The following is a 13373-nucleotide window of genomic DNA, read 5'->3' as shown; positions in this document are numbered from 1 at the left end:
TCATTCCCTCCATTTTTCCCTCCCGCTAGCTTTTTCGCGGGCTCACCTCAAAAACTGTTCGCGAATCCAGTCCTGCTCGGCATGGGTAATCCGGATGCGCTCGGCCAAAATGACGGATTCCAGATCGCGGATGGCCTTCTTTATTTCATCATTGATGATAATATAGTCGTAGTCGCTGAAATTTTGAATCTCTTCTCGAGCCACCCGGAGGCGTCGCTCGATTTCTTCCGGCGTGTCCGATTGCCGGTCCCGAAGCCGTTCCATCAAGATCGCCATGGAAGGGGGAAGGACGAAGATGAAAACCCCGTCCGGAAACCGCTTTTTTAATAATTTGGCCCCTTGGGTATCGACATCCAGGAGAACATCCGTCCCTCCGGCCATCGTCCGCTTTAAAAAATCCGCCTGGGTCCCATAGAAATTATTATGGACCTTGGCCCATTCCGCAAATTCGTTCCGGGCGACCATTTGCATAAATTCGGGCTCTGTGATGAAAAAGTAGTCCCGGCCATCGACCTCGTTCGCGCGGGGCGAACGCGTGGTGTAGGAAATGGAATAACGCAGACCGGGCATGGTATGGGCCATCTCGCGGCACAACGTGGTTTTCCCCGCCCCGGAGGGGGCGGACACAACCAAAAGCAGGCCCCTTTTTCGGGACGCGATATCTCCTTCCCCTTTGGGTTCTACGACGTCACCCATGAGCCTCTTTCCAGCGGGCGCGGCGAGCGGGAGGGGGTGGACTTCGGCGAGCTCAGTCGAGCCGCCCGGTCGCGTCGCTCCAACGAACCCTGCCAGTGGAGAGGGCGGCGCAAGCCCCTGCCGATGAATCCCATACCGGCCGTCATTCGATGTTCTGAACCTGTTCCCTCAATTTTTCCAACTCACTCTTGATGCCCACAACCTCCATCGCGATGGAGGCATCGCTGGCCTTGGAGCCGACCGTGTTGGCCTCCCGATTCATTTCCTGGATCAGAAAATCCAGGCTTCGTCCGACGGCTTCCTTCCCCCGGATCATGGTCCTGAACTGGTTCAGGTGGCTCTTGAGGCGGGTCAATTCTTCGCTCACGTCCGATCGCTCGGCGAAAACAGCCACCTCCTGTGCCAAGCGGGCCGGATCCAATTTCACGCCCTGGGTGAGACGTTCGATGCGGTCGCCGAGACGGGCCTGATAGCCTTGAACCATTTTCGGGATGCGCGTCTGGATGCGGCGCAACGCGCGCTCGATCACCCGAAGACGCTGACGAAGGTCGCGGACCAGCGCCCGACCCTCCTTCCGCCGCATGTCCTCCAGCCGGTCCATGGCCTCCTTCAGGAGTTCCTGAACCTGCGCCGACAAAGCCTCCGTCGTCTCCGCCAACTCTGCGGTGGTGATGATGTCCCTGAAATTCATCAACAGGCCCAGATCGATCTGGCCCGGCAATTCCAATTTGGTCTTCAGGTCCTTCAAAATCCGGGAATACTGGCGGGCCAGTTCAAGATCGACATCGAGTCGTTTCGGCTGCTCGTGGGCGCCGTTGATCGACACGGCCAGCTCCAGCCGGCCGCGGGTAAATCGCTGCTGCACCTGTTTCTTCAGTACGGTTTCGAGGGGGAGCAAAAGCTTGGGCAACCGGATCGTGATGTCGCAGTACTTGTGGTTGGTCGACCGAAGCTCCGCGACGATCGTCAGGTCGCGATAACTCCCTTCGCTTCGGCCGTAGCCGGTCATGCTTTCGATCATCAAGTCTCGCCTTGTTTATAAACCCGTTATTATATAGATAACCGGCGGGTTTGTCAAACAAAGGCGGCGCCGTTCGGGATCAATCGGCCCCGCGCTCCTGCTTGAAATAACGGCAGATCGGCTTGAGGTCGCAGTCCGGACACCGGGGATTTTTCGCCTTGCAGAAGTAGCGTCCGTGAAGCAGCAGTTGATGCGCGACGCGGGTCCATTTCTTCTCGGGAATGAAGCGTCCGAGTTCCGTCTCGATTTCATCCGGATCATCCGACCGGGTCAGTCCAAGGCGTTGACTGACCCGACGGACATGCGTATCCACCACGATGGCCGGCCGGCCGAAACAGTTTCCCAGGATGACGTTGGCGGTCTTTCTCCCGACGCCGGGCAGCTCGACCAGCTCTTCCATCGTTTGCGGAACCCGCCCGGCATGCTTCTCGACCAGGGCCCGACAGCAACCGATTATGCTCTTGGCCTTATTTTTGTAAAAGCCGGTGGACCGGATCTCCTGTTCCAGGACGGCCGGATCGGCCGTCGCATAGTCCTTAGCGCTCTTATATTTTTTGAACAGCTGGGGGGTGACCTTGTTGACGCGATCATCCGTGCATTGGGCCGAGAGGATCGTCGCGATCAGGAGCTCCAGCGGCTTCTTATAATGGAGCTCGACCCTCGGATCCGGAAACTCGCGGTCGAGAACTTTGATAAGATGATCGAGTTTGTTCACCGTGACCCACCTTTGTTGTACAATTCGGTGCGCCGATCTCTAAAAAGATTATTGTAGCGGTTCAGCGTCTTATGCCTTGCCTCGCGGGGGTTGAACTCCACAATCTTGAGCGTCTCCCGATTCCGCGGAGCCCGGAAAAGGATGCCGCCCCCAGGATCGACGATCTCGCTCCGGCCGATATAGGTCAGGCGCTTTCGGCCGCCGCGTTGCTCGGAGCCGATGCGGTTCGACGTGATCGCGAAGACCCGGTTCTCGAGGCATCGAGTGACCATGGCGTCGGGACAATACGGCAGGACGAGATTGGCCGGATGGCAAATGATCTCGGCCCCGGCCAGCGACAGGGATCGGGCCGCTTCCGGAAAAAACCAATCGAAGCAGACCATGATTCCGATCCGCGCCTTTCCGATGTCGTAGGACCGGAAGCGGTTCATCCCCGGCTTGAACCAGAGTTTTTCTTCGTAAAACAGATGAATTTTTCGATAGGTGGCCACGTACCCTTTGGGGCCGATCAGCACGGCCGAGTTATATATCACTTTCCCGGCCCGCTCGGGAAGACCGGCCACCAGCCAGAGTTTCTTGTCCCCGGCGAATTCGCACAAGCGCCGTGTCGTAAATCCTTCCGGAACCTCCTCCGACAACTCGGACACCTCGCGTCGGGATATAAATTGATAGCCGCTGTTGAAAAGTTCCGGAAGGACGATCAGGTCCGCCGCGCCCCGGTCGATCCGATCCAGCCGCCCCAGGACCGACTCCACATTCCGTCGGATTTCCCCGAACACCGGCCCGAATTGATAAAATCCGGCACCAATCATTTCGGAGAGCCCCCTCGTGTGGCTTCCGACAAAAGTTTCATCAGACCCTCTTCATCCAAAACGCGGACGCCCAGGCCCCGGGCCTTTTCGAGTTTGCTCCCCGCATCGGCGCCGGCGACGACGTAATCCGTTTTCTTCGATACGCTGCTGGTCACCTTCCCGCCCAGCGTTTCGATCTTCTCCCTGGCCGCCTCCCTCGTCAGGCTTGGAAGGGTTCCGGTCAGGACAAACGTTTTGCCGCGCACCGGCGAGAGGGTTTCGACGGTCTCGGCCCCCCCGGTGAGGGTCAGGCCGAGATCCAGAAGTTGTCCGATCATTTTTCGATTTTTAGGGTTTCGGAAATATTCGGCGACCGACCGGGCGGCATTCGGGGGAAGATCGAAGGCTTCCCGCAATGTTTGGGCGTCGGCCTCCATCAATCGCTCGATGCCCTTGGACCTTTCGGCCAGACGCTCCGCCGTCGACGGCCCGATGCCCGGAATCTCCAGCTGGGCGATGAACTGCGCCAGCGTCGTTTTTTTCGGTCCCCCCGCTTCCCGCTCCCAGCGCACGCCCGCCGCCCTCAACTGCCCGATCACCTTCCGGTTGTGGAGCTCCGAAAAAAACTGGAGGATGGACTGGGCGACTTCGGGCCCGATGTCCGGAATGGTTCGGAGCGTTGGCTCCTCCGCATCCATCAGCGGATCCAGATCCCCGAAAAAACGGGCCAGTTCCTTGGCCGTGGCCTCCCCCACATCCGGGATGCCGAGGGCGTAGATGAAACGCGCCAGCGTCGTTCGTTTGCTGGCTTCAATCGCCTTCACCAGATTGCCCGCGGAAAGCTCGGCCATCCGTTCCAGCCGTGCGACGGTCGGACCGTCCAGACGGTAAAGATCGGCCGCCGTTTCCACGAGGCGCTTGTCCACCAGTTGATCCGTCAGCTTTTCTCCCAGGCCTTGAATGTCCATGGCCCGGCGGCTGGCGAAATGCAATATCGCCTGCTTTCGTTGCGCGGGACAGTACAGGCCCCCGCTGCACCGGGAGATCGCCTCGCCCGGAAGCCGGACGATCTTCGATCCGCAGACGGGACAGACCCGCGGCATGACGAATTCCCTCGCGCCGGCGGGCCGCCGATCCGGCACCACCCCGACCACCTCCGGAATGACGTCGCCGGCGCGCCGGACGATCGCGGTGTCCCCGATCCGGACGTCTTTCCGACGGACCTCGTCCTCGTTGTGCAGCGTCGCATTCGTCACCGTCACGCCGCCCACGAAGACCGGCTTGAGCCGCGCCACCGGCGTCACGGCCCCCGTCCGTCCCACCTGAACGTCGATGTCCAAGACTTCGGTCATCGCCTCCTGGGCCGGAAACTTGTGCGCCAGGGCAAAGCGCGGCGCGCGGGACACAAACCCCATCCGTTCCTGCTGATTCAAGGGATTGATCTTGTAGACCACCCCGTCAATGTCGTAGGGGAGCGTTTCACGTTTGGAGCCGATGAAACGGTAGTAATCCAACAACCCCTGAACCCCACGAACGACTTTCCGCTCGGGGCAAACCGGAAATTTCTGCGTGACGAGAAAATCCATCAACGCGCTGTGGGTCCGGGGCAGAGACACGCCCTCCGCGCCCTCCAGCGCGTAGGCAAAAAAGGTGAGATGTCGCGCGGCGGTCATGCGCGGATCCAGCTGCCGGAGACCGCCGGCCGCGGCGTTGCGGGGGTTGACGAATTGTTTTTCGCCCTTCCGGACCTGCTCCCGATTCAGTCGTTCGAAATCGCGCTTGAGCATCAGGACCTCGCCCCGGACTTCCAGCCAGGCCGGAGGCGGTTCGGACGGCAATCGCAACGGAATGACCTTGACCGTGCGCAGATTGGCGGTGACTTCTTCGCCCGTGTAACCGTCCCCGCGGGTCGCCCCCCGCACCAGCAGGCCGTTTTGATAGGACAGACTGACCGCCGCGCCGTCGAATTTCGGTTCCACGGCATACTCCACCTCCTCCAGGTGCAACTGCTCGCGGATCCGGCGGTCGAAGGCGACGACTTCTTCCTCCTCGAAGGCATTGTTGAGGGACAACATCGGTGTGCGGTGTGCAACCGTCGCGAACTCGCTCAGGGGAGCGGCGCCCACCCGCTGCGTGGGGGATTCGGGAACGGCGAGTTCCGGGTATTTCCTCTCCAGGTCCTGAAGTTCCCGGAACAGCTTGTCGTATTCGACGTCCGGGATGGTCGGCGCGTCGAGGACATAGTAACGATAATTGTGCAGCTCGATGGCCTCGCGCAAGGCCCGCACCCGCTTGTTCACGTTCGCCGGCACAGACATCTGAAGCGTCGCTCCCGGTGAAATTTCCAACGACCCGACTGTACCGTGTCACCCTCCGTTCTGTCAAGCAGAGGGCGAACGAAGTCGATTCACTTTTTCCTTGACAAAAATCACGGCTGTGATATAAAAATGGTGGTTTCCATTCAAGAAATTTTCCGAATGCGGCCGCCTGGTTTCGCACCTTCAGCCATGCTCAACAACGCAAATTGGGAAATGACGCGATAGATGAGATCAAAGGAGACATCCATGACAGGACAGGATTATTTGTTTACTTCGGAATCCGTCACCGAAGGACATCCCGATAAAATTTCGGACCAGATTTCGGACGCGATCCTGGATTCCATCATCGGCCAGGATCCGTATTGCCGCGTGGCCTGCGAGACCCTGGTGACCACCGGGCTGGCCTTCGTCGCGGGAGAGATCAGCACCACCTGCTACGTCGAGATTCCGGACATCGTGCGCGAAACCATCAAAGAGATCGGCTACACGCGGGCCAAGTACGGTTTCGATTACGAAACCTGCTCCGTGATCACCTCGATCCATTCCCAGTCCCCGGACATTGCCCAGGGCGTGGACACCGGCGGCGCGGGCGATCAGGGCATCATGTTCGGGTATGCCAGCAATGAGACGCCGGAGTTCATGCCCACGCCCATCATCCTGGCCCACAAGCTGACGCGCCGTCTGACGGAGGTCCGGAAAAAAGACATCCTGGCGTACCTTCGGCCCGACGGAAAATCCCAGGTGACCGTCGACTATCGGAACGGGAAACCGGTCCGGGTCACGACGGTCGTCATCTCGGCCCAGCACAGCCCGGAGGTGACGTTAAAGGAAATCCGGGAAGACATAATCGAGAAAGTCATCAAACCCATCATTCCGGCCGAACTGATGGATGAGGAAAAAATCATCTATCACATCAACCCCACCGGCCGTTTCGTCGTCGGAGGTCCGCAGGGGGATACCGGCGTGACGGGGCGGAAGATCATCGTCGACACCTACGGTGGCGTGGGAAGCCACGGGGGCGGGGCCTTCTCCGGGAAGGACCCTTCCAAGGTCGACCGCTCGGCGTCCTACATGGCCCGGTACATCGCCAAGAATATCGTTGCGGCGGGGCTCGCGGACCGCTGCGAGATCCAGATGGCCTATGCCATCGGGGTTCCGGAGCCGGTGTCCATTCTGGTCAATACCAAAAATACCGGAAAGGTTCCAAGTCAGAAAATCATGAAGCTCGTGCAAAAACATTTCCCCATGACGCCCAAGGGAATGATCGATCACTTAAAACTCCGACGTCCGATTTACAAGAAGACCGCGGCCTACGGTCACTTCGGCCGAACCGAGCCGGAGTTCACCTGGGAGAAGACCGATTTGGCCGACACCCTTCGAAAGGAAGCCGGAATATAATGGATTACGATATCAAGGATATTCGTCTCGCGCAAAAGGGCCTGCTCCGGATGGAATGGGCGCAGCAGGAAATGCCCGTCCTGGAACTCGTCAATCGACGTTTCAAGAAAGAATTGCCGTTACGGGGGACCCGGGTCTCGGCCTGTCTTCACGTTACCACCGAGACGGCCAACCTGATGACCACCCTGAAAGCCGGCGGGGCCGATGTGGTGCTCTGCGCGTCCAACCCGCTCAGCACGCAGGATGACGTCGCAGCCGCGCTGGTCGAGTATCATCATATCCCGGTCTTCGCGATCAAAGGGGAAGACAACGAGACCTACTACCGTCATATTCAGGCGGCCCTGAATCACCGGCCCATGATCACGATGGACGACGGCGCCGACCTCGTCTCGACGCTTCATTCCAAGCGGAAAGACCTCCTCAAAGACATCATCGGCGGCACCGAAGAGACCACGACCGGCGTGATCCGCCTGAGAAGCATGGCCGCACGGGGCGTTCTGAAATTCCCGATCGTCTCGGTCAATGACGCCAACACGAAGCACCTGTTCGATAACCGTTACGGCACCGGTCAGAGCACCATGGACGGAATCCTGCGCGCGACCAATCGCATGGTGGCCGGAACGGTCTTCGTCGTCAGCGGCTACGGCTGGTGCGGCCGCGGCCTCGCGATGCGGGCCAAGGGTATGGGCGCCGACGTCGTCGTCACGGAAATCGATCCGCTGAAGGCGATCGAGGCCGTCATGGACGGTTTTCGCGTCATGCCCATGGCCGACGCCGCCCCGATCGGCGACTTCTTCGTCACCGTCACGGGCGATATCAAGGTCCTCCGCCGGGAGCATTTCGCCGTCATGAAGAACGGGGCGGTCGTCTGTAACTCGGGTCATTTCAATGTCGAGATCGATATCCCCGCGCTCGAGAAGATGAGCAAGCGGAAGCGCGCGATTCGTGAGTTTGTGCAGGAGTACACGCTGTCCAACGGACGACGGATTAATCTGCTCGGGGAAGGCCGTCTCATCAACCTGGCGGCCGCGGAGGGTCACCCGGCCAGCGTCATGGACATGAGCTTCGCCAATCAAGCCCTCTCGGCCGAATACATGGTGAAGCAATCCAAAAAACTGGAACGAAAGGTGTATCCCGTTCCGGCGGCCATCGACCAGGAAATCGCCCGGTTGAAACTCAAAGGCATGGGAATCCAAATTGATCGGCTCACCAAAGAACAGGAGAAATATCTCGCCTCCTGGGAGATGGGGACGTAGCCGCAGGATTTGCCGACCTCTTCACGCCCCTTCCACCCATAAAAACGCCGCCATTTCGACCTCCCTACCCCTTGGCTTGGCTTACGAATATGGTATAATAGTTCCATGACGAATCAACAAATCGCGGACGCGTTCCGGGCCATCGCGGATCGATTGCAGCTGGGGGGGGCCAATCCCTACCGGGTCCGGGCCTACCGGATCGCCGCGACGAATCTCGAACGCTCGAGGGATTCGGCGGCCGACCTCGCCGGTCGCGGACAGTTAAAAAAGATCCACGGGATCGGCCGGGAGCTGGAACGAAAAATTCTTGAAGGGCTTAAAACGGGCGCCATCCGTGAACCCGAGGGCAACGTTCCGGCGTCCGAAACGATTCCGTTCGAATGTCCCGGCCTCGATCCAAAACTGGCCCTGCTGCTCTACAAACGATTTCAGATCGAAAACCTCCAGGATCTTGAACAACTCGCCCGATCCCGTCTGCTTCGAACGCTTCCGGAACTGGGGACCGAATTGGAGCACCGGATCTTGGCGGGATTGGAGAACTTAAAAAAGAATGAGCATCCTTTGCAATCTCCCTAACGGACGGGAAAGGGGGCTGTGATGGTTCGCAGACACTTCGGAAAAGAAAAAGCTATTGTCCACGGTTTACTGGCGCTGGGGATCCTGACGATGACGTTGGGAAACCGCCTCGCCTATGCCCAGGAGAAAACCGCACCGCCTATCACCGTTGAGGAAGCAATGATCGCATCCCGCGTCGAGAATCTGACCCCGGTTAGCCCCGACGTCGCGTTCGATGCGAGCGTGGGAAAACTCTACTGCTTTACCCGAATCAAAAGCGATCGGCCCCCGACCCTCATCAAGCATCTCTGGTTCCAGGGAGATCGGATGGTGATGGAGGTGACCCTCCCGATTAAATCGGCGAGCTGGCGCACCTACAGCACGAAGACGATCCTCCCCTCCGCCACCGGACCCTGGAAAGTGGACGTCACTTCGGAGGACGGAACCGTCCTGAAAACCTTGACCTTCACGATCCGGTAAGGAAGAACCACACCTCCCTCAAATCGAAATCCCGATCCCGAAACTTGACAAACCCCTGTCGGGAACGATATATTATTTTTCCAGCGATGAGAGCCGTGAGTCCCTTCCAGTTCATATCCATGCGGTTGGCCCCTCCAACCTCCGCGATCGAACACTCGCCGTGATTATACCGACGTGATTGATTCCTTGAATGCGGATAGAGAATTTGTGCCGATGACAAAACAGAGCCTTCGATGATTAATGTACAAAACCTCACGAAACGATACGGCGAGCTCACCGCCATCGAGGACGTGACGTTCAACGTCGAGAAGGGCGAAATCCTGGCCTTCCTCGGACCGAACGGCGCGGGAAAGACCACCACGATGCGCATCCTCACCTGTTTCATGCCGGCCACCGCCGGGACGGCCACCGTCGCCGGTTACGATATATTCGAGCATCCCCAGGACGTCAAGAAGCACATCGGGTATCTCCCCGAGTCTCCTCCCCTTTACACCGAGATGACGGTCACGGAGTATCTCGGCTTCGTTTCCAAGATCAAAGGGATCGAACGGAAGGATCGCGCGACAGCGCTGACGCGGGTGCTCGAGCGCTGCGCCCTGACGGATGTCCGTCATCGCCTGATCGGCAACCTTTCACGGGGATACCGTCAACGCGTCGGTCTCGCCCAGGCCTTGATCCACAACCCCGAAGTCCTGATTTTAGATGAACCGACCACGGGGCTGGATCCCAAGCAGATTATCGAGATGCGTCAGGTGATCAAGGAACTGGCCGGACAGCACACGGTCATTCTCAGCACGCACATTCTTCCCGAGGCCACCGCCGTCTGTCAGCGCGTGGTGATCATTCATAAGGGCCGGATCGTGGCGGTCGACACGCCCGACACGCTTTCGGCGCAGCTTCGTCAGTCGGAAAAGGTTCGCTTGACGCTCCGGACGCCTTCGCCCGATACCGCCGAAAAATTAAAAACGGTGCCGGGCGTCGTTTCGATTTTCGAAGAACCCTCGGCCGACGGGCAGGTGTTTATGGTGGAATGCGAGCTGGGCCGCGACATCCGGACCGAACTGGCCGCACAGGCGGTCCGCCTCAAATGGGGCCTGATCGAACTGGCCGCGGTCCGACTGTCGCTTGAGGACGTCTTCCTCCAATTGACCCAGGAAGAACCGAAACAGGAGGAATCGAAAGTTGAGGCCCTGAAAGGAGAAGCCCCTTGAGGAGCATGCTCGCCATCATGGGAAAGGAGCTCCGTATTCTTTTCGCCTCCCCGATCGCTTACGTGGTGGCCGCGATTTTCGTTCTGATCTCGGGTTATTTGTTTTACAGCATCGTCCTTTTCGCCAGCAGTCAGAGCATGCAGATCATGCGTGTGCAGGGTGCGCTTCCTCAGATCAATCTGAACGATCTGGTCTTCCGCCCCACCTTTCACAACATGGCCGTGATCCTGATGCTCACCCTGCCCCTGATCACGATGCGTCTTCTGGCCGAGGAGAAAAAGATCAAGACGATCGAATTGCTGCTGACCTCCCCGGTCCCGCTGCTGTCGATCGTGTTGGGGAAATATTTGGCCGCACTGTTGGTCTTCACCCTAATGCTGGCCCTGACCGCGTATATGCCGCTGTTGCTTTGGTATTACGGATCCATCCAATGGATGCCGATCCTGACCGGCTATCTCGGAATCTGGCTGCTGGGCGGGGTCTTCATCGCGGTCGGCCTGCTGGCCTCGTCGCTGACCGAGAATCAGATCATCGCCAGTTTTATTTCGTTCGGCGCCGTCCTCCTTCTGTGGCTGATCGGCTGGATCTCCCAGGCCGCTGCGGACACGTCCTGGGGATCGGTTTTAACGTATCTATCCATCGGCGAGCATACCGAGAATTTCATACGGGGAATGATCGACACCGAGGACCTGGTCTACCAGGCCTCCCTCATCATCGTGGGACTTTTCATCACGCACCGCGTCCTGGAGTCCCAACGATGGAAATAAAAATTAAAATCCGCAAAAAAAAGATTCCTGCATGTTGAACACATTGAGCAAAGGCGCCGGCTGGTTGGGATTCTTAACGGCGATCGGCGCCGCCATCGCCTATCAAGTCAATCCCGAATGGAAAGCCTATGTCTCCTTGGCGGAGCTGGCGGCGCTCGGGCTGTTGGTCTTTTTCTTCATCGTTCATTTCGAAGCCCTCAAATCTTTTTCGTCGCGGCGCTCGACCAAACTCGGGCTCAACAGCGTCCTCATGGTCCTGATCTTCATCGCCATCCTGGGCATCCTGAACTTCATTCTGTCCCGGCATCATCTTCGATACGATTTCTCGGAAACCTCCTCCTTCTCCCTGGCCCCCCAAACGCTTCAGGTCTTAAAAGACCTCAAACGGGACGTAAAGCTCACCGCCTTCGTCTCGGATCAAGGGCCGACCCGTTCCCGGACGAAGGACCTGTTGAGTGGTTACAGCTATCACAACCCGCGAATCACATTCACTCTGGTCGATCCCGACAAAAAACCGTCGCTGGCCAAACAATACGGAATCACCCAGTACGATACCCTGGTGCTCGAGAGCGGCAAACAGGAATCCCAGATCAAGACCATCGACGAGCAGGCCTTGACCAATGCGATCATCCGGATCGTCCAGGAGGAACGTCGCAAAATCCTTTTCCTGGAGAATCACGGGGAGCACCGCCTTTCGGATCCGGAAAAAGCCGGCTTCTCCCGCGTGAAGGACAGCCTCGAGAAACAGGGATTCGATGTCGGATCGCTCTCCCTCCTGGAGGAAGGAAAGGTTCCGGACAAAACGGCCGTGCTGGTTATTCCCGGTCCGGAAAAAGGTTTTCTCCCGCAGGAAAAAACCGCGCTGTCCGGCTATCTGGCCTCCAACGGGAAGGTCCTGCTGCTTCTCGACCCCGACGCCCAGGCCAACCTGGACGATTTCCTATCCCAGTGGGGGGTTAAGATGGGAAAGGGGCTGATCGTCGACCCCGTTTCCCGGCTGCTGGGCGGGGATTACACGGTGCCCGTCGTGACGAACTATCCCGCGCATGACATCACGAAAAATTTCAACCTCGCGACCTTTTTCCCGGTCGCCGAATCGGTCAATTTCGAATCAGGCCGCGGCCCGGAGTATGACTATAAACCGATCGCGCAGACCAGCGACAACAGCTGGTCCAAGACCCGCCTGACCGAGACGCGGCTGAATTTCGATCCGGCCGAGGACGTCAAGGGGCCGTTGACCCTGGCCGCCGTGATCACCCGGAAAACACTCTCCGGTTCCCCGGAGCCCCATGCGCACGACGCCCCCGAGAAGAACGAGCCGCCCGACGTTCCGCGGCCGACGCTGGTCGTGTACGGGGATTCGGACTTTGCCGCGAACGGCTCCTTCAATTTCTCCGGCAACGGCGATCTGTTCTTAAACACCGTCACCTGGATGGCCCAGGAGAAAGGCCTGATCTCGATCCGGGCGAAGGAATCCCATTTCACCCCGCTGTTCCTCTCGAGGTCCCAGGGAACGGTCCTGATGTACGTCTCGCTTTTGCTCCTGCCCGGCGCCGTATTCATCACCGGGATGGCGATCTGGAGACGTCGGCGGCTGTTATAGTGCGCGGCAAATTCACATCGACCCTCATCCTGGCCGCCGTGCTGCTGCTGCTCGGCGTCTACCTCGTCGTCGTCGAGATCCCGCACCGGAAAAAAGCCGGCGAGGCCGAACAGAACGCCGACCGCCTCTTTAAGTTCGAGAGCGCCGACGTCGACACGGTCGAATTGCGCTACCCCTCCGGTCTGATCGAACTGAGAAAAACCCCGGAGGGACAATGGCGGCTGACGAAGCCCCTGGAGGTCGACGCCGACCAGCGCGAAGTCCAGAGCCTGATCACGACGGTCGCCGACGTTCGATATACCCGCGTGGTCGAGGACCAGGCCGCGAACCTGTCCGAGTTCGGCCTGGCCCATCCCAACGTGGACATCACCTTCACCCTCCCCGACCGCGCGGAGCGGCTCTTGATCGGGGATGACGGACCGATGCCCAGCACCGTCTACATTCAAAAAGACGGCGACCCGCGGGTCGTCCTGGCGCAGCAATGGATCAAAGGTTCGCTGACCCGAACGGCCTTCGATTTTCGAACGAAGATCATCCTCCCGATCGATCACGACAAGGTGGA

At 58.9% G+C, this 13373-nt stretch carries 13 protein-coding genes; 8 read left to right on the top strand and 5 right to left on the bottom strand.

Annotated features, from left to right (window positions below; all coding sequences use genetic code 11):
* Positions 1-42: 42 nt before the first annotated feature.
* From gmk to ligA, 5 genes are all read right to left on the bottom strand, one after another.
* Positions 43-696 (bottom strand): guanylate kinase, encoded by a 654-nt coding sequence (gene gmk / locus VMN77_09695; GenBank protein HTN44052.1) that lies wholly within the window; start codon positions 694-696, stop codon positions 43-45.
* Positions 697-838: 142 nt separating this feature from the next.
* Positions 839-1717, bottom strand: coding sequence for a YicC/YloC family endoribonuclease (locus VMN77_09690; GenBank protein HTN44051.1), 879 nt, complete (start codon positions 1715-1717; stop codon positions 839-841).
* A gap of 79 nt (positions 1718-1796) precedes the next feature.
* On the bottom strand, positions 1797-2432 hold the full coding sequence (gene nth / locus VMN77_09685) for an endonuclease III (protein HTN44050.1): 636 nt from the start codon (positions 2430-2432) through the stop codon (positions 1797-1799).
* Complete coding sequence (locus VMN77_09680; GenBank protein HTN44049.1) at positions 2429-3244, bottom strand: nitrilase-related carbon-nitrogen hydrolase; 816 nt, start codon at positions 3242-3244, stop codon at positions 2429-2431. The genes nth and VMN77_09680 overlap by 4 nt, the downstream gene beginning before the upstream one ends.
* The gene (ligA, locus tag VMN77_09675; GenBank protein HTN44048.1) at positions 3241-5541 is read right to left on the bottom strand and encodes an NAD-dependent DNA ligase LigA; all 2301 of its coding nucleotides are present in this window, start codon (positions 5539-5541) and stop codon (positions 3241-3243) included. The genes VMN77_09680 and ligA overlap by 4 nt, the downstream gene beginning before the upstream one ends.
* A 246-nt stretch (positions 5542-5787) precedes the next feature.
* Here ligA and metK point away from each other — a divergent pair, with 246 nt between their 5' ends.
* The 8 genes from metK to VMN77_09635 all read left to right on the top strand — a co-directional run.
* Entirely contained in the window at positions 5788-6939 is a 1152-nt protein-coding gene (metK, locus tag VMN77_09670) for a methionine adenosyltransferase (GenBank protein ID HTN44047.1), read from the top strand.
* The gene (gene ahcY / locus VMN77_09665; GenBank protein ID HTN44046.1) at positions 6939-8195 is read left to right on the top strand and encodes an adenosylhomocysteinase; all 1257 of its coding nucleotides are present in this window, start codon (positions 6939-6941) and stop codon (positions 8193-8195) included. Before metK ends, ahcY begins: the two co-directional genes overlap by 1 nt.
* Positions 8196-8300: 105 nt before the next feature.
* Positions 8301-8771, top strand: a complete 471-nt coding sequence (locus VMN77_09660; GenBank protein ID HTN44045.1) for a helix-hairpin-helix domain-containing protein — start codon at positions 8301-8303, stop codon at positions 8769-8771.
* Positions 8772-8792: 21 nt separating this feature from the next.
* Positions 8793-9230 carry a DUF2914 domain-containing protein gene (locus VMN77_09655; GenBank protein HTN44044.1) on the top strand — a complete coding sequence of 146 codons (438 nt, stop codon included), beginning with the start codon at positions 8793-8795 and terminating at the stop codon, positions 9228-9230.
* A 233-nt stretch (positions 9231-9463) separates the two neighbouring features.
* Positions 9464-10441: an ABC transporter ATP-binding protein gene (locus VMN77_09650; protein HTN44043.1), complete on the top strand. Its 978-nt coding sequence runs from the start codon at positions 9464-9466 to the stop codon at positions 10439-10441.
* Between the two features lie 5 nt (positions 10442-10446).
* Positions 10447-11208 carry an ABC transporter permease subunit gene (locus VMN77_09645; protein ID HTN44042.1) on the top strand — a complete coding sequence of 254 codons (762 nt, stop codon included), beginning with the start codon at positions 10447-10449 and terminating at the stop codon, positions 11206-11208.
* 31 nt (positions 11209-11239) lie between these two features.
* On the top strand, positions 11240-12811 hold the full coding sequence (locus tag VMN77_09640) for a Gldg family protein (protein ID HTN44041.1): 1572 nt from the start codon (positions 11240-11242) through the stop codon (positions 12809-12811).
* Positions 12811-13373: DUF4340 domain-containing protein (locus tag VMN77_09635; GenBank protein HTN44040.1), on the top strand; the 563-nt coding region annotated here is incomplete at its 3' end. The genes VMN77_09640 and VMN77_09635, both read left to right, overlap by 1 nt.

Source organism: Nitrospiria bacterium (assembly GCA_035498035.1).
Lineage (GTDB): Bacteria > Nitrospirota > Nitrospiria > JACQBZ01 > JACQBZ01 > JACQBZ01.
This window is presented reverse-complemented; position numbering and strand designations above follow the sequence as displayed.